This window comes from Planctellipticum variicoloris, from assembly GCF_030622045.1.
GTDB lineage: Bacteria > Planctomycetota > Planctomycetia > Planctomycetales > Planctomycetaceae > Planctellipticum > Planctellipticum variicoloris.
Window position 1 is genome coordinate 4,092,072 of the sequence record NZ_CP130886.1, and the last position, 16,978, is coordinate 4,109,049.

12 protein-coding genes are annotated in these 16,978 nt (G+C 63.8%); 8 read left to right on the forward strand and 4 right to left on the reverse strand.

Annotation, left to right across the window (positions count from 1 at the left end; all coding sequences use genetic code 11):
• Nucleotides 1-39: 39 nt before the first annotated feature.
• Together infB and nusA are read right to left on the reverse strand one after the other, a co-directional pair.
• Nucleotides 40-2,946, reverse strand: coding sequence for a translation initiation factor IF-2 (infB, locus tag SH412_RS15885; protein ID WP_336518995.1), 2,907 nt, complete (start codon nt 2,944-2,946; stop codon nt 40-42).
• Between the two features lie 247 nt (nt 2,947-3,193).
• Entirely contained in the window at nt 3,194-4,552 is a 1,359-nt protein-coding gene (gene nusA / locus SH412_RS15890) for a transcription termination factor NusA (RefSeq protein WP_336518996.1), read from the reverse strand.
• A gap of 788 nt (nt 4,553-5,340) precedes the next feature.
• Here nusA and SH412_RS15895 point away from each other — a divergent pair.
• Nucleotides 5,341-6,855: a tetratricopeptide repeat protein gene (locus SH412_RS15895; protein WP_336518997.1), complete on the forward strand. Its 1,515-nt coding sequence runs from the start codon at nt 5,341-5,343 to the stop codon at nt 6,853-6,855.
• A 91-nt stretch (nt 6,856-6,946) separates the two neighbouring features.
• Here the strand turns inward: SH412_RS15895 and SH412_RS15900 are convergent, their stop codons facing one another.
• The gene (locus SH412_RS15900; protein ID WP_336518998.1) at nt 6,947-8,266 is read right to left on the reverse strand and encodes a beta-ketoacyl-[acyl-carrier-protein] synthase family protein; all 1,320 of its coding nucleotides are present in this window, start codon (nt 8,264-8,266) and stop codon (nt 6,947-6,949) included.
• Nucleotides 8,267-8,595: 329 nt separating this feature from the next.
• Nucleotides 8,596-9,924, reverse strand: coding sequence for a PP2C family protein-serine/threonine phosphatase (locus tag SH412_RS15905; RefSeq protein WP_336518999.1), 1,329 nt, complete (start codon nt 9,922-9,924; stop codon nt 8,596-8,598).
• Between the two features lie 317 nt (nt 9,925-10,241).
• On the opposite strand from SH412_RS15905, the gene SH412_RS15910 reads away from it, so the two are divergent.
• From SH412_RS15910 to SH412_RS15940, 7 genes are all read left to right on the forward strand, one after another.
• Nucleotides 10,242-11,729, forward strand: coding sequence for a DUF1501 domain-containing protein (locus SH412_RS15910; protein WP_336519000.1), 1,488 nt, complete (start codon nt 10,242-10,244; stop codon nt 11,727-11,729).
• Nucleotides 11,726-12,253 carry a peptide chain release factor family protein gene (locus SH412_RS15915; protein WP_336519001.1) on the forward strand — a complete coding sequence of 176 codons (528 nt, stop codon included), beginning with the start codon at nt 11,726-11,728 and terminating at the stop codon, nt 12,251-12,253. Before SH412_RS15910 ends, SH412_RS15915 begins: the two co-directional genes overlap by 4 nt.
• Before the next feature lie 271 nt (nt 12,254-12,524).
• The gene (locus tag SH412_RS15920) at nt 12,525-12,902 is read left to right on the forward strand and encodes a hypothetical protein (protein ID WP_336519002.1); all 378 of its coding nucleotides are present in this window, start codon (nt 12,525-12,527) and stop codon (nt 12,900-12,902) included.
• Nucleotides 12,903-13,062: 160 nt separating this feature from the next.
• Nucleotides 13,063-13,566, forward strand: coding sequence for a hypothetical protein (locus SH412_RS15925; RefSeq protein ID WP_336519003.1), 504 nt, complete (start codon nt 13,063-13,065; stop codon nt 13,564-13,566).
• 241 nt (nt 13,567-13,807) lie between these two features.
• Nucleotides 13,808-14,878, forward strand: coding sequence for an Mrp/NBP35 family ATP-binding protein (locus tag SH412_RS15930; protein WP_336519004.1), 1,071 nt, complete (start codon nt 13,808-13,810; stop codon nt 14,876-14,878).
• 501 nt (nt 14,879-15,379) lie between these two features.
• A complete protein-coding gene (locus SH412_RS15935) occupies nt 15,380-16,156 on the forward strand; it encodes a peptidoglycan recognition protein family protein (RefSeq protein ID WP_336519005.1) in 777 nt (258 codons plus the stop codon).
• The gene (locus SH412_RS15940) at nt 16,153-16,944 is read left to right on the forward strand and encodes an alpha/beta hydrolase (RefSeq protein ID WP_336519006.1); all 792 of its coding nucleotides are present in this window, start codon (nt 16,153-16,155) and stop codon (nt 16,942-16,944) included. Before SH412_RS15935 ends, SH412_RS15940 begins: the two co-directional genes overlap by 4 nt.
• The last annotated feature ends 34 nt before the right edge of the window (nt 16,945-16,978 follow it).

Below are 16,978 nucleotides of genomic sequence, written 5' to 3' on the forward strand. Positions count from 1 at the left end.
GACGAAATCACCGGTCGACGCCGCCTGCCGCTCCGTCGCCTATTCGAGCGTCCGTCGGATTTCCTCGATTCGGTAGGCCTCGAACAGATCCCCTTCTTTCACGTCGTTGAAGTTTTCGAGGCGGATGCCGCACTCCATGCCTTCGCGGACTTCTTTGACGTCGTCCTTTTCGCGCCGCAGCGAGCCGATGCCGTACGCGTTCAGGATCTTCTGATCCCGGATCAGATGGACCCGGTGCGACCGTTCGATGGTGCCGTTGAGGACGCGGCAACCGGCGATCGTCCCGAACCGGCTGATGTTGAAAGTCCGCAGCACGATCGCCCGGCCAGTAACGACCTCCCGCTTTTCCGGTCGGAGCATCCCTTCGAGGATCTGGCGGATTTCGCTGATCACTTCGTAGATGATGTTGTACCGCTTGACCTGCACGCCCTCCTGAATGGCGAGCTGTTCCGCGCGGTCTTCGGCGATCACGTGGAAGGCGATGATCACGGCATCCGAGGCGGCCGCGAGGTAGACGTCGCTTTCGTTCACGCCTCCCACGCCTTCGTGGAGAATCTTGACTCGCACTTCCGGGTGCGAGAATTTGTTGATCTCGTTCCGCAGCGCTTCGAGCGAACCGGGCGTATCGGCCTTCACCACCAGCGCCAGATCCTGGATCTGCCCCTCGCGGGCTGCGTTGAGAATGTCTTCCATCGTCCGACGACCGCCCTTGGTCGCCAGCACGGCGGCCCGTCCGCGCTCGTGCCGCTGTCCGGCGATCTCGCGGGCCTGCTCGATGTCCGACATCACGACGAACTGATCGCCCGCATTCGGGACCGCTTCCAGACCGGCGACCTTGATGGGAGTCGACGGCGGAGCTTCGGCGATTTCCTGATCGTATTCGTTGTACATCGCCCGGACGCGACCGTAGGTCTCGCCGCAGACGACCACATCGCCCACTCGCAGGGTTCCGTTCTGCACCAGGAACCAGGCCAGCGCTCCGCGACCTTCGTCCCGGAAGGCTTCCAGACAGGCCCCGTTCGCCGACCGGGCGGGATTTCCTTTGTACTCGTGCAGTTCCGCCGTCAGCAGCAGAGTATCCAGCAGATCGGGGAGCCCCAGGCCGGTCAGGCCGGAGGTCCGAACGACTTCGACGTCGCCGCCCCATTCCGAAGCCAGCACGTTCTGTGCGGCCAGTTCCTGCAGAACCCGCTGTTCGTTGCGGTCGGGTAGATCACACTTGTTGAGCGCCACGACGATCGGAACGCCGGCCGCCTTGGCATGAGAAATACATTCCAGCGTCTGCGGCATCACGCCGTCGTTGGCGGCCACGACCAGCACGACGATGTCCGTCACGTTGGCGCCACGCGCCCGCATCTCGCCGAAGGCGGCGTGACCGGGCGTATCGACGAACGTCAGCTTCTGGCCATTGTGTTCGACCTGGTAGGCGGCGATGTGCTGAGTGATGCCGCCGTGCTCGCCGGCCGCCACGTTGCTCGAACGCAGACGGTCGATGAGGGTGGTCTTGCCGTGATCGACGTGACCGAGAATCGTCACGATCGGCGGACGGACGACCATCGCCGCGGGATCGTCCGCCGCGTCGACCATGTCCCCGAGCACATCTTCGAGATCTTTCTCGCGCTGAATCCGCAGATCGACGCCCAGTTCGACCGCCAGCTCGATCGCGGTGTCCTCATCGAGTCCCGAGTTGATGGTGACCATCGATCCGCGCGCCCAGAGAATCTGGATGATGCTCTTGGCCGGTCGGCCGATGGCCTCCGAGAGCGTTCGCACGGTGATCGGCAGCTCAAGCACGGCCTGGGATTTGAGCTCGGTCTTTCCCTTGAACCGCCGCTTGTGCAGTCCCGACAGCCGCGTCTGGCGCTGTTCTTCTTCTTCGTCGCGCACCTGCTGCGTCTGACGACGCTTGTCGCGCCGCTGCGCCCGGCTCTCTTCGAGCCCGGCCCCGGCCAGCGCGTCCCCGGTGGTCTTGCCCCGCAAATCGCGACGGACTTCAACCGGCTCCTCGTCGCCTGGCTTGCGCTTCTTGCTGTCGGCGGATTTCCGCAGGTGGTCTGCGAGCGGACTCCCCTTCTGCAGCGCTTCCGGCTGATTCAGGCGGAACGTCGGCTTCTGAGCTTTGGCTTCTTCCGGCTTGGGAGTCTTGGAAGCCGGCCCGACGAAGTTCGGGATATCGGCAATCAGCGGCGAGGCAAATCGCGATCGACTCTTCCTCGCACCGCTGAGCGGGCCGGCCGCCGCCCCGCCGGCTGGCGGCGTCGGGCGGGAACCTGTCGATTCCGTTGTCCCCCGCGCGACCATGTCCATCGATCGCAGCGACCGCGAGGCCCCGTGCGATGAAATATAGTCGCCGCGGCTGAGCGGCGCCGGCTTGGACGGAGCCGCGGGCGCAGCCGTCGTTCCAGCACTGACTTCGGGAGGTTCGGCGGGGGTCTCCTCACTGGCCGCTGCAGCTTCTGCAGCAGCCTCGACCGACGCCGCAACAGCCTCGACGGCGACCGGCGATGGCTCTTCCACCGGCGGCGCTTCGACGTCCCGAGGCGCTTCGACGTCGGAAGCGACGGCCTGAACCGCCTCTTCAACTTCTGCCGGAGCCGACTCCTCGACAACCGCTGCGGCTTCCGCACCCGCGTCCTCCGTCAGAGCGGTCCGGTGTCGCACCGGCTGCGGTCGCGTGGCAATTGTCCGCAACTCCCGCACGCGTCCCATAGCGAGTTCATCCCGAGCCGGAGCGGCGGTGGTCTTCGCAACAGCAGCGGGCGCCGCGACCGAGGATCCGGAGCCGCCGGACGCCTGAATCAGTCCCAGCACCAGATCTCGTTCTTCCGGGGAAATGCTGGCCAATGCAGAGTTCTTGACCGAGATTCCTGCCTTTGCGCAGAAATCGATCAACAGCTTGCTGTCCATGTCGAGCTCTTTGGCAAGAGCGAAAATGCGAATCTTCAAACGCGATTCCCTCGTCTGCTCAGTTTGGGACAGCGATTGCTGTCCACCGGGGCCGACTGCCTGCCTGACGATCCGTCACTCCCAGCCGCTTTCAGCGGTGAGAATCGGCAGAACCTCAGCCGAATTCGTTCTCTGAGTCAGCCCTCTGATGATTGTCCGCCTGACTCCACGACGCCGTTTATCGCTCTCGCGGGAAAGGCGACTGGTCCGGCCCCTCTCCCTATCTGTTCTCGATCCTGGACCGGTGCTATTCGCTTGCCGCGCGTTCCCCCTGCTCTGCGTTCTCTTTTGCCGGGCTGTCTTCGGCCGACGCTGCGCTTTCGACAGCCGACGCAACGGCCTCCGCGGCAGCTTCCGCCGCCGCGGCGTTGGCGGCGGCTGCAGCGTCCATCGCCGCACCAATCGCCGCCTGCTCCCGTTCCATCGCCCGCCGCATCCGCTCTTCCTGTTCGAGCCGCTCGCTCTCCCGTTCGGCATAGGCCACGATGGCGTCGACCTGCTCCTCGTCGAGTTCGCCCATCTCCATCAACTGATCGGGCTCGATCACCGACAGATCGTCGAAGCTGAGGAAACCCTGCGACACCAGACCTTCCGCCAGTTCCGGAGTGACTCCCGGAATCACCGAAAACGCCCCGACCGCCCGGTCGAGCTGTTCGTCCAGCTCTTCGCGGGTCATCACTTCGATGTCCCAGCCGACCAGCTTCGATGCCAGCCGGACATTCTGCCCCTTTTTGCCGATCGCCAGCGACAACTGGTCATCTCGCACCAGGACGATCACGCGTCCCAGCATCGGGCACAGAATGACGTCTTCCACTTCGGCCGGCTGCAGCGCGTTGGGAACCAGCACCTGCAGCGAATCGTTCCAGCGGACGATATCGATCCGCTCTCCACACAGCTCGTCCAGAATATTTTTGATGCGGGCACCGCGAACGCCGACGCAGGCGCCGACGGCGTCGATGTTGTTGTCGATACACGAAACCGCAACTTTCGACCGGTAGCCCGCTTCCCGGGCCAGCGACCGGACCTCGATGACTCGCTCTGCGACTTCTGGAATCTCCAGCTCGAACAACCGTCGCACAAACTCCGGATGGGTCCGCGACAGGATGATCTTGACCCGGCTGCCAGCCTTGCGGACCTCCAGCACGATCGCCCGCACGCGTTCCGAAACGCGGAAGCCTTCGCCCGGAATCTGCTCGCCGCGCGGCAGAAAGCCTTCCACCTTCCCGAGGTTCACGATCGCGGCGCCCCCCTCGACCCGCGTCACCGTCCCCGAGACAATCTGATGCCGCAGATCGGCGAATTCGTCGTAGACGGAATCGCGTTCGGCCTCGCGAATCTTCTGAATCATCACCTGCTTGGCGGTCTGGGCGGAAATCCGTCCGAGAATGTCCCCCAGCTCGTCCGCATCGATCTCCTTGCCATCGCAGTGGACGGTCGGATTTCCGCTGGCCCGGTCGATTTGAGCGACAATCTCGTTTTCTTCGCCGAAGTGCTTTCGCGCCGCCGACAACACGGCCTGCTCGACCCCCTCGAAGACGATCTCTTTATCGATATTCTTATCGCGATGAATGGCATCGACGATTCGAAGAAGTTCACTGCCGTTCATAATCCGCCACTCCTCCCGGCCCGGTTGTTTCACGCCTGCCCGGCCAACCGGGACCTGGCTTCAAGTTGTCGCCCGGCTGCCGGTCGAACGCGCACCCGCGTCCCATCGCGCCATCTCCCCCGCCGGCTCCTGCCCGCGGAGACTGTTGCATTCCGACACCAACTCAAACAACCGCCATCAAAACAAAAAAGCGGGCACGAGTCCCGCTTCCAAGCGACCCCACTGGTGGGTGGAGATCGGCCGAGCACATGTCTCCCCGTGCATACCGGGGCGGCCTGAGGATTACGGGTCTCCCCGTGCTATTCAGGTGACATGGTCGCTGCCTCCGACCTCGAAGCCGAGACTCACCGCCACCACTTGAGCAAAACAGGCGACGGGCCGGATCGATTCCAGACCTCCCCCATTTCACCACAAGTGCTGCAGTTGACGATACAAGTGGCCCATCCAACTGTCAAGCACTTTGTCGCAATTGGCGTTGGAGGTTGCGTTTGCTGAGCCGGCAGACTTGCCCCGCCTTCGCTCGTCAACCGGTCCCCGGTTTCCGGGCCGACGAAGCCCCTTTGACACACTAGGAGAACTGAGACGCCTGCGTGATTCAGGAGGTCGGCATTTTCAGAAGAAGGTCGGCTCATCCCGGTGCCTCCCGTTGACCGTTAACGGTTTTACGGGTTGAATCGTGCTCGGTGTGTCACGGAAGTCATCTGCCGCGTAACAGGACGTTCCGCGGCAGCCAGAGCGGGGGCAGTTCCCCCTCTCGCGACGACGAGCCTGTAGGGGAGAGTGTTCGCATGTCCTGGAAATCCATTCTCGGTTGGAGTTCGCTCTCTGCCTGCCATCGACAGGCCTGTCGTGCGGCCAGTCCGGTTCTCTGCGGAATCGCAGTCACTCTATCGCTCCAGACGGTCACGCCCGTCCATGCCCAGGGACTGCTGCAGAATAGCAAATTCCTCGGGCAGGCCGGGAACCCCGAGCAGGAAGAGATGAAAGAGAACGCTCAGGAGGCCTATCAGGCCGGGCAATATCCGGACGTGGTCGAACTGACTTCGGCCGTTCTGGCTCAGAATCCCCAGGACCACGTCGCTCTCTATCTGCGTGCGAGCGCCCGCGTCGAAATGGGAATCAGCGGCCGCGATCTGAACACGCTCCGCGCCGGCATCGAAGATTCCCGGAATGCACTGCGGTTCGGCGGCAATCAGGTCATCAACTACTACCTGCCCTACTTCTACGGCATGACGGGACTGGCGCAGCTTGAAGGCCGGAAGGAACATGCTGAAGTTGTCGTGCAGTTCGCCGACAGCGTCCTGGCCCGTCCCACGCTGACCCCCGACGATCGGGCCAACATCCTCTTTCAGCGCGCCAATGCCCGGGTCTACTTGAAGGACTACGACGCCGCGACCAAGGACTTCACGTCAGCCATTGCCGCCGTTCCGGCGCACCTGGGGGCGCATCTGGGACTGGCCGACTGCCACCTGCGGGCCGGTAAAACCGATCTGGCTCAGGCGGCATTCACCGCCGCCGTGCAGTCGAATGCCGAGAATCCGCTGGTCTACAACAACCGGGGGATGTTCTTTCAGCAGCAGGGGCGGCACGCGGAGGCCATCGCCGACTTCACGCAGGCGATCAAGCTCAACCCGGGCTTTGTCGTCGCCGTGACCAACCGCGGCTACGCGGCGTTGCAGATGGGGGACGGCGCCGCCGCCGAACGGGATCTGAATCTCGCGATGCAGATGGCCCCGAATGTTCCGCTGAACTACAGCCTCCGCGGCACGGCCCGCATGGCCCAGGGTCGGATTCCGGAGGCGATGCAGGACTACAACCAGGCCCTCAAGCTCGACCCGCAGAACCCGATGGCCTACGCCGACCTCGGTTTCGCCCAGTATTTCACGAAGCAGTATCCTCAGGCCCTCGCCGCCTTCGATCAGGCGGTCAAGCTCGATCCCAATCTGCGCTTCCTCGATCCCTGGCGCTTCATGGCGATGCTGCAGGTCGGTCAGGGAGAAGCCGCCCCGGCGAAGTTCAAGGATTCGCTGACCAAGGCGTTCGTCGATCGGGACTGGACCGACAAGGTGCTGCAGTACCTGTCGGACGCGATGCCGGAGGAACAGCTCCTCGCGTCGGTCGAAAAGACGAATCGTCTGCAGCAGGCCGCTCAGATCTGCGAAGGCTGGTACTTCATCGCCGAGAAGAAGAAACGGGCCGGAGATCAGGCCGGGGCCACCGCGGCCTACCAGAAGGCGATCGAGTCGGGGGCCACACAGCTCTCCGCCTACCGCGGAGCCCAGATGTCGCTGCGGGCGAACTGAGTCCACTTCGCACCGCATCGAATACGACAACGGGCCGGTGATCCGAGTTGATCACCGGCCCGTTTTGCATTGATCCATCGATTGCCAACGCTCAGATCGCTTCAACGACCGTCGCGCTGGCCTGGCCGAACCGTGTCACGTTGACGCTGAGCACCACTTTGTTGCTCGTCGCCAGCGGTTCGCCCCGCACGACATTCAGTGGGCAGGCCGGATCGGGCGTGTCGTAGTTCAGCGTCGGCGGAATCAGGCCGTGCTGCAGTCCGATGACCGAGGCCGCCAGTTCCAGCGTCCCCGAGCCAGCACCGCTGTTGCCCAGATAGCTCTTCGGGGCCGTCACCGGAATCTTCCGACCCAGGTCGGCTCCGAAGACGTCATGAATCGCCTGCGATTCCGCGATGTCGATGGCTTGAGTCCCCAGTCCGTGGGCGTTCACGTGCCCGATCTGGTCCGGTCGCAATCCGGCCGCCTGCAGCGCGGAAGCCATCGCCGAGGCCAGAGCCTTGCGAAACTGCGGCGTTCCGGTCTTGTCCGACACGCAAGTGGCGCCTGTCCCCAGCACCTTTCCCCAGATTCTGGCGCCGCGGCGTTCCGCATGCGCCCGATCTTCCAGCAGCAGCGTACAGGCCCCTTCTCCCACAACCCGTCCCGCCCGATGGAGATCGAACGGCCGGCAGCGTTTTTCCGGTTCGGCCGGCGTCGACGCCAGGTCGCCGAACAGCGCCATGTGCAGAGTCTTAATCGGATGCAGCGTTGTTCCGGTACAACCGGTAATCATCATGTCGGCCGAACCGCGCAGGAGGATCCGCATCGCTTCGCCGATGACGATATTTCCCGACGCGTCATCCATGGTGAGAGAGTTGGTCGGTCCGCGGGCGTCAGTCGTGATGCTGATGTGACACGCCGGCATGTTCGGCAGATATCGGAGCAGCCACAGCGGCTCCATCCGGGGCAGCCCCTTGGGTCCCCAGTCTTCGAAAGCAAACGGCTTCGAATGATTTTCCCCGCAGCAGGCATCCGCCGCGGAGGCGAGGATATCCGGCGCACTGAGCATCAGGTTCGCGCCGAATTCAATCCCCAGTCGCTCGTGGTCGACAGTGTCCAGATTCAGTTCCGCGTGTTTGAGCGCCAGCATTGCGGAAGCGACGCCGAGCTGGATCTCGCGGCACATTGCCTTCAGGCTCTTTCGCAGTTCTTTCAGGTAGATCTTGCGGGCGGCTTCGTCCGTAAAATCCTTGACTTCGCCCCCCACGCAGTCGGGCGAGGCGACGCCGGGAAAGAATTCCGATCGGGCGACGCCCGACTTGCCGGAGGCCAGACTGTTCCAGAACGGCTCGATTCCAATCCCGATCGGGCTGACGACTCCGAGGCCGGAGATCACCACTTCGCGGGCAGACGCAGAGGACGCACTCATCGGTAGTCAGTTCCACAAGGCCAAAGCCGCGACCAGGCGACGAACAGCGCCGCCCCTGACCGGTTGGCTTAAAGCGTCACGCGACCGGTTATTGTCGCAACGACGGATTGGATAGAAAACTCGATTTGAAACGGTTTTGCAACCGAGACCGCAGCCGGATCGCCGAATCCCCATACCATCTTTCAAGTTGCGTTCCCGGGCGCCAACTGGACTCCGTCCGGGCCGGCGAGCCTGTTTTCGTCCATCCGGGCGAGAAAACTCGCTCGAATCCGCGCGGCCGAACACAACCGGACCGCCCTTGGATCCGGAAAATCGCGCCCGCGCGGAATTCACTCACGATTCTTCGGCAACGGCGTCGGGGACTTCCCCCAGCGGGCTTCGTGCTGCATCTGCTTCCGCTGCCACTGAACGCCTGCCATCAGGATGTCCAGGCAGTCCGCAAAGCCGGCCAACGCCGCTTGCCATTGTTTGGCGGCGAGCGACTCCCGCGCCCGACGGGACGCCTGCTCGTGCTGTTTCCAGTCGATCGGCCAACCGTCTTCATGCGCCGCCTGAGTCAGTTCCGATTCCATCCGGGCCAGTTTTTCGACAAATTGCGGCTGAATCCGCGCCGATGCCGTCCGATACGGCCGCCACGCCACCGTGGCGTGCGGATCGAATCCAGGAGCTGTCGCGCTGGCGGCAAGCAGGTGCCGACGGACGAACAGACCCCAGAACGTCAGGGCCAGCACCGATCCTGCAATCAAAAACAGACCCGGGAGAGTCTTTTCCGTCAACGCCGCCAGACTCAAACCGATGCAGAACATCGCGGCGATGCCGCACCAGGCGGCAAAACTCCCCCAGCCCAGCTCCTGACGGTTGAATTGCTGGGGCAGATCGATGCTCGGCGCTTCGTCAGGGACATCCCCCGCCCGGACGATGATTACGGTGATATTGTCCGGCCCCCCGCGCAGATTCGCGAGATTCACCAGCAGCCGGCACGCCGCCGAGGGAGGCAGGTGGGCCGCTACCATCCCCATTTCCGCATCTGAGAGCTGACCGCACAGGCCGTCCGAGCAGAGCAGGAACGTGTCTCCGGGAAGAACCGGGTGCGGACCCTCCAGATCGACGCGGACCGTCGGGTCCGGCCCCAGCGACCGGGTGATGACGTTTCGCGGGCAGAGGCGTTCGGCTTCGGCGGGATTCATTTTCCGCTGGCGGATCATTTCCCACAGCAGACTATGGTCCGACGTGAGCTGATCGATGTGCAGGCGGCGTATCCGGTAGGCGCGACTGTCCCCGACGTGGCCGATCACCGCCCCCAGAGGCCCGAGCAGCAGCGTCGTGCAGGTGGTCCCCATCCGCAGGAAGTCTTTGTTTTCCTGCCCCTTGGTATTGATTGCAGAATTGGCGTCCTCGATGGCGGCCTTCAGCGCCTGCATCGGAGGAAGCTGCCGCAGTTTGTCGAACGTGTGGGGGATCGTATCAATCGCGAGCTTGCTGGCCAGTTCTCCGACCGCATGTCCTCCCATCCCATCCGCAACTATGAACAAATGACCACGATTCGTCCATTGCTCCCGGTCGGATCGCAGGTGAACGACCCAGGCGTCCTGGTTGTTCTGTCGGCAGAATCCGATGTCGGACAGGGCCGCGTATTGAACCGACTGCTCCCAGAACATCGTGGCCCCGACCCGTTAAGGACTCTGCACCGCCAGGCAACGGCCCCGTTCGATCCCTGTCAGCCAGCACTCAACGGTCAGTCGCCACAATGCCCGGTCGCGAATCACGTCGTTCCAATGACGACACCGTAATATATCGGACGGATCCATCGCCAGCACGGCGGACGAACCTGCGGAGAATCGATTTCGGGAAGCTGGAGCTCCGGCTCCCGCACCCCTCGGGCGATTCGCCAGCCTCGAACTTCGGCCGAACTTCTTGCGGACCCGCCGCCGATAGCATAAACTGTCGCTGATATCTTTGCTCTGGGAGACCGTTGATGCTCCGGATTCTCGGGTCGGAAAAGCGACTCTGTAACGGCATGACCCGTCGCGACCTGCTCGAAGTCGGCGGCGCCGGCCTCGCGGGTCTGTCGCTCCCCCAGCTTCTGCAGTCGCAGGCCCGCGCCTCGTCAGGCGGTGATCGCTTCGGCCAGGCGAAGAACTGCATCGTCCTGTTCCTTTACGGATCACCCAGTCAGCTCGAAACCTTCGACATGAAGCCGGAAGCTCCTGTCGAAATTCGCGGCACCATGCAGCCGATTCCGTCGAACGTCCCCGGGCTCGACGTCTGCGAATACCTGCCGCAGATGGCCGGCATGATGGACAAGGTCACCGTCCTCCGCTCGCTCCATCACGACCACCCGATTCACGGCGTCGCCTGGGCAATGACCGGTACGGCAGTCATTGATGTCAACATGGAGCTGAGTCCGAACGACCCCAAGCACCAGCCCTACTTCGGCTCGGTCGTCGAATACTACGATCGCCAGAAGCGGGGCGGGCTGCCATCGCATCCGCAAAATGTCGCACTCCCCTTTCCGTTCAGCACGCAGCGGACGGGCGAAGTTCACCGCGCCGGCCCCTACGCCGCCTATCTGGGGAGCACCTACAACCCCCTCTGGACCGAGTTCCAGGGGGAAGCCTCGCGTTCGGTCTACAAGACGCTGCGCGATCAGAACATCGAAATCTTCGATCCCTACGTCGGCTGCAAACCCGACAGCTACTTCCGCATGGCGTCCACTGCCATGCCTGAGGCCCTGACCCTCGACCGGCTCAATCGGCGACGGTCGCTGCAGCAGCAGCTCGATGTCGGCCGGCGCGACCTGCAATTGCTCGACAAATCCCGCAACCTCGACGGTTTCCAGCAGATGGCCTACTCGCTGCTCGCGTCGCGGTCGGTTTCCGAGGCCCTCGACGTCCGGCGGGAAACGAACGAAATTCGCGATCTCTACGGCATGTCCCTCTTCGGCCAGAGCTGCCTCGCCGCCCGCCGGATGGTCGAAGCCGGCACGCGGCTGGTCAGCGTCTTCTGGGACGAATACGGCCTCGCCGGCGACGCGTGGGATACCCACTGGAACCATTATCCCCGCATGACCGACCAGCTCCTGCCGCAGTTCGACAAGGCCTTCGCCGGGCTGGTGACCGACCTCGACCGTCGCGGACTCCTCGACGAAACGCTGGTCGTCTGCCTGAGCGAACATGGCCGGACGCCGAAGCTGGCCAACGTCAAAGGGAGCGGTCGCGATCACTGGGCCAGAGCCTACTCCGCCGTCCTCGCCGGCGGCGGGATCGCCCGCGGCAAAGTCGTCGGCGCGACCGACCAGATCGCCTCGGACGTCACTTCGAATCCGGTTTCGCCGAAGGACGTGCTGGCGACGATGTACCACCTGCTGGGGATCGAGCCGCACGGCTTCATGCCCGATCGGACCGGCCGGCCGCAGCCGATGCTGCCGGACGGCACCCGCGTCCTGACCGAGCTGTTCGCGTGACCGATTCGTCGGCGTCCCCGGCGATCCCTCCCGTCTGCCAGGACGACGACACGCTGCTCCGGCAATGCACGTTGCGATTCCTCCGCAGCAGCGGACCGGGGGGACAGCACCGCAATAAGACTGAATCGGCCGTGGTGCTGCACCACACGCCAACCGGCGTCGAAGGCCAGGCCTCCGAACGCCGCAGCCAGGCGGACAACCGCCAGATGGCCCTCAAACGCCTCCGCGTGAACCTCGCCCTGCAGGTCCGCTCCCCCGCGCTGGCCGCAGCCGCCCCGACTCCCCTCTGGCGATCCCGCTGCCGCAACGAGCGAATCGTCATCAATCCCGACCACCACGACTTCGCCCCGCTGCTCGCGGAGGCTCTCGGCGTCATCGCCGACCGCCAGGGAAACACCCACTCCGCCGCCGAACAGCTCGGCTGCAGCCATTCGCAACTGGTGAAGTTCTTGAAGCTGGAGCCGCGGGGATTAAAGGTGGTGAATGAGGTACGGCGGACACAGGGATTAAGGGAGTTGGAGTGAGAGAAGTGATGAGTGGCGGGTGCTGAGCGGCGAGTGAGATGCCGGACTTTGGACCTTCAGCCCGGAGGGATGCCGGGGTGTAGCCGGGGGTTGAGGAGCGCAGCGACGACGCCCCCGGATCTCCGATCGCGCGTGGAGCCGACCCCGGCGGGGTCGCAGAGGACATGTGCCGGACGTCGCCACGGGCATTCCGCCCCGAAAGGCGTTGTCACCCTGCTGAACATCCGAAACAATCAAGAGTTGAAGCGATCCACCGCCCCGAGTAATCCGTATGAATGACGACACCGCGAGCTGGAAGACAATGCTCCTGCTGGAACTGGGGCTTTCCAGCCTTGGAATCGTCGCATTCTGGATTCATGCCAAGTGGCGAAAGCGGGTGGCTGCCGATCAGTGGCGCTGGCGGCGGTGGGCCGCGGGAATCTCGCTGATTGCGTTTGAAGTCGCTCTGCTATCATTTGTCGGCATATCGCGGCTGCTCTGGTGGACGCACGAAAGCACTCTTCTGCCGCTGGATGCTGTGCTGCTGGATCGATGGATGAAACTCTTTCCCCGCCTGGTGAGAGTCTTGGCGATTGTCATTGTCGTCACCGGTTCGGTCCTGATCGGCGTGATGGGTGCGCCGGTTGCGGATGCGACGGCAGAGGCTTGACGGATTATCGAGGAGGCACCGGAAGTCGATTGGCGGTCGCGGAACCGCATTCCCGGGGTGTCGCTGCGCTCAACCCCGGGCTACTCTCGGCAACCCCTCCAAGGTTGAAGAGAGAATCCCAGGAGTTCGCTTGAGTCCTCCGACAACCAACCAATAACAAATGACCAATACCCAACTCCCAATCCTCAGTATCTTCGAACGCCAGCCCTACTGGGCGCCAGAGCTCCAGCGGCAGTTCGCCGGGGAGCCCGTTGTCGTCCGGCCGTGCCGGAGCGTGGCCGATCTGCAGACGGTGATCGTAGCCGGCGGCGTGGCGGTCGTCCTGCTCGACTTCGAAGCTGCTCCGGAAGAGTGCCTGGCATGGCTCGGCCGGCACGGACTGTCGCCCGACGCGCCTGCAATCTTCGTCGCCGGGTCCGGGCGGTCGGACGACCTGGAGTCGCTGCTGCGCGAGCTGGGCTGCGTCGACTACCTCCCCGATCCGACGCCGGGCGCCGATCTGGCCCGGCGAGTCCGTCGCGTGCTGCGCGAGCAGGGGATTTCCTGGCCGACGCCCGAGACCGTTTCACCGTTTCCGGTGGCTCCGCCCCCCGCGACTCTGCGCCCGCGGCTGGAGATTGCGGAGAGCGCACTGTCCGGCATGGAGATGACGCCGGAATCGTGAGCGATTCGGAAGTCCGGTGTGCCACGGCTGTGTCAGCCGTGCGAAGGTTGGAAGCAGCGTCCGCGGTTGCACGGCCTGGACGGCCGTGGCTCGCGAAATTCTTGCGTTTTGCAGCGAATCCGTCGGCCGGGCGCGCCCGGCCCTACGGCGTCACGTCACCCCCGCTCGTTGCGACGCCGGGGGGTGGGTGCTAAAACTCCCTGTCCTGCCGAAACCTCCTCCGTTTGTCGCAAGTGGTGCCATGCCGACCGATTCGCAGCTTCAAAGTGCTCTCCAGCAGGTCATCGAGCCCAACCTCGGGCGTTCGCTCGGTGAACTGAAAATGCTTGCCGGCGTCCGTCAGGACGGGGGTATCGCACACGTCACCATCGATCTGCCCACTCCGGCGTTTCCCGGTCGGGACAGGATCGCCGCCGCCGTCGAACAGGCCATCCGCGGTCAGTTTCCCGACGTTTCCGGCGTCGACGTGCAGTTCACGGCGAGCGTCCGCGGCAAGAATACGGGGGGCTCGATCGGCCTGCGCTGCAAGAACGTCGTCGCCGTCGGCAGCGGCAAGGGGGGCGTCGGCAAGAGCACGGTGGCTGCCTCGCTGGCCTTCGGCCTGAAGGAACTGGGCTGCAAGGTCGGGCTGATGGACGCCGACGTCTACGGCCCAAGCATTCCGCACATGACAGGCGTCGACCGCGAACAGCCGATGGCCACGAAGATTCAGAAGCCCGACGGCTCGACCGCCGACCGGATCATTCCGATCGAAGTCGACGGCCTGAAGGTCATGTCGATGGGTTTCTTCCTGAAGCCCGACCAGGCGGTGATCTGGCGCGGTCCCCTGCTCCACAGGGCGATTACGCAGTTCCTCGCTGACACCGAATGGGGCGAACTGGACTATCTGATCATCGACCTGCCCCCCGGCACGGGCGACGTCTCGCTGACGCTGTCGCAACTCCTGGGACTCGCCGGGGCGATCGTCGTCTGCACGCCGCAGAAAGTCGCCCTGCTCGACGCCGTCAAAGCCGTCAGCATGTACAACCAGGTGAAGATCCCTCTGCTCGGGATCGTGGAAAACATGACCGGCGAGATCTTCGGCCGCGGCGGTGCGAAGGCTAAGGCGGAAGAACTGGGCATTCCGTTCCTGGGAGAGATTCCGATCGACGCCTCGGTGCGAATTCAGGCGGACGCCGGGCAGATCGGCAGCCTGTTCGCGGCCGACTCCCCCGTCCGCCCGCAACTGCTCCACATCTGCGAGCAGGCAGCCCTGGAGATCGCCCGCCAGTTCGTGGAAGCCCCGGCCCTGCCATCGCTGGAGATTCTGTAGGGGGCATTGGTCAGTCCAAACTCTCAACAGGCCCGCTGGGTGGATTGCCGCCCGCCGGGCCTGTTTTCGTTGATGGTTGATGGTCGATCGTTGATGGCCCCGAAGTCCGCAGAATGTCAGCATCCGTTCTGACGATCGACGATCGACGGCTTCCCTCCCCCGCCCGTCCCGCCACCGCGACTTTCCAACCCCCCAGCTTGAGAGGATTTCAGGGGAGGCGCTCAAAAACAGTCCAAAGGGCGTTCAGAGCATCAACTGCGTATTTCTGTCGCTTTGCGAAATTTATGCAGCCAGGAAACATGGCGTTAAACACGACGCAGTTCACCCAGCCTCTTGTCAAAACGGGGAAGGAACGGGCTCTCGGCAGTTCGCCGCAAGACCTTTCGTTGACACACTTTTCCCCCCTACATACACTCCAGCCGCCCCGCTCGCCGGCCTGCGAAGGCAGGTGAACTGGGTGGTTCGACGGTTCTGGGAATCTGTTCCACACGGATGTGGTGGATGAGGCCAAGGCGCACACGGACGTGGTTCGACGCGACGCAGTCCGTTCTCTGGAGCGGGCTGGTGTTCGTCGTCGGATGCTACCAGCCCACGGTGGTGCCGCCGCTGGCCTCGATCCCCAGACCCGTCGCACCGCCAGTGGTTGCCGCGCCGGCCATGCCGCCTCAGCTTCCCGAGTTGACGCTTCCCAAGATCCCGCTGAATCCGACGCCGACCGGCAACCCCTGGGCGCCAAAGACCAAGCCTCGAGACTGGAAGTATGTGGTGCTGCATCACACCGCCGCCGAGGAGGGCAGCGTCGAGAGCATTCACGAGATTCACCTGAAGAATAAAGACAAAAGTGGCAACCCCTGGCTGGGCATCGGCTACCACTTCGTGATCGGCAACGGCAAAGGGATGGGCGACGGTGAGATTGAGCCGACGTTCCGCTGGAGAGAACAGCTCCAGGGAGCTCACGCGGGTGTCGGCGAATACAACCAGCAGGGGATCGGCATCGTGCTGATCGGCAACTTCGAAAAAACGGCGCCGACGACGGCCCAGTTGACTGCGGTCAAACGGCTCGTCGGCGTCATGAAACAGTCCTACAGCATCGACAACGACCACGTGGTCGGACATGGGGACGTGAAGGCCACGGAATGCCCGGGCCGGAAGTTTCCGCTGAACGACGTACGGATCAGCGTGGCGGTTCAGGATGAGCCGTCGTTCCCCTCGCTCGCGAGGGGAATCACGGATTCCCCGCTCACTTTGAATCGCCTGAATAGAGGGCCTTTGCAATGAGCCAGCGTTTCCCGAACGAATATCGCCCGGAAGATTCGACGAATCAGACCTTCTCCTGGAAGCGTCCCGGCGACGACGGCGAATTCTGCTACTTCGACGGCCCGGACACCCGCTTCGAAGAAGCCGAAGAACTGGTCACGTTCGTGACCCCGGTCTGCGAAACCGAGCATTCGGTGGCCCTCCCGGACGGCTACGTGCCGGGTTACGCCTACCCCCTCGTCCTCTGGCTGCATCAGGCCGGCGAAGACGAGAACGAAATCGACTTCATCCTGCCGCAGATCAGCGAACGGAACTATCTGGGAGCCGGAGTCCGCGGCAACGTGACGCTCCCCCGCGGCTACGACTGGTCGACCTCCGGCGATGGCCTGGCCGACATTCAACAGCGGCTGGCGGAAGTCCTCGCAGGAATGCAGGGGACCTACAATGTTCACCCGGACCGGATCTTCCTGGCCGGGTTCGGCCAGGCGGGCAGCGTTGCACTGGAGCTCCTGCTCTCCCGCCCCGACCTCTACAAGGGGGCCGCGGCGATCTGCAGTTCCTATCCGAAGCTGGCTCATCCCCTGATGAAATTCCGGCTGCTGCATGGCCGGCAGGTGCTGCTGGCCGCCGCCAACGATAGCCCCCAGGGACTCGTCGCGGAAACCGTCGCCCAGGGCCGGATTCTCTACACGGCCGGCATGCAGGTCGCCAGCCGGGTCTATCAGTCGTCCGCGGGCCTGACCGAGAGAATGCTCCGCGACCTCGACCACTGGATCATGTCGGGCATCTCGACCGCAATCCGAGCGTAAAAGAACATGTGGGGCTGATCGCGAATCGCTGATC

Coding starts and splice junctions, on each gene's coding strand:
- SH412_RS15925 (WP_336519003.1), top strand. CDS start 13,063: ATGACCAATACCCAACTCCCAATCCTCAGTATCTTCGAACGCCAGCCC.
- SH412_RS15905 (WP_336518999.1), bottom strand. CDS start 9,924: ATGTTCTGGGAGCAGTCGGTTCAATACGCGGCCCTGTCCGACATCGGA.
- SH412_RS15910 (WP_336519000.1), top strand. CDS start 10,242: ATGCTCCGGATTCTCGGGTCGGAAAAGCGACTCTGTAACGGCATGACC.
- SH412_RS15895 (WP_336518997.1), top strand. CDS start 5,341: ATGTCCTGGAAATCCATTCTCGGTTGGAGTTCGCTCTCTGCCTGCCAT.
- SH412_RS15930 (WP_336519004.1), top strand. CDS start 13,808: ATGCCGACCGATTCGCAGCTTCAAAGTGCTCTCCAGCAGGTCATCGAG.
- SH412_RS15940 (WP_336519006.1), top strand. CDS start 16,153: ATGAGCCAGCGTTTCCCGAACGAATATCGCCCGGAAGATTCGACGAAT.
- SH412_RS15920 (WP_336519002.1), top strand. CDS start 12,525: ATGAATGACGACACCGCGAGCTGGAAGACAATGCTCCTGCTGGAACTG.
- SH412_RS15900 (WP_336518998.1), bottom strand. CDS start 8,266: ATGAGTGCGTCCTCTGCGTCTGCCCGCGAAGTGGTGATCTCCGGCCTC.
- SH412_RS15935 (WP_336519005.1), top strand. CDS start 15,380: ATGAGGCCAAGGCGCACACGGACGTGGTTCGACGCGACGCAGTCCGTT.
- nusA (WP_336518996.1), bottom strand. CDS start 4,552: ATGAACGGCAGTGAACTTCTTCGAATCGTCGATGCCATTCATCGCGAT.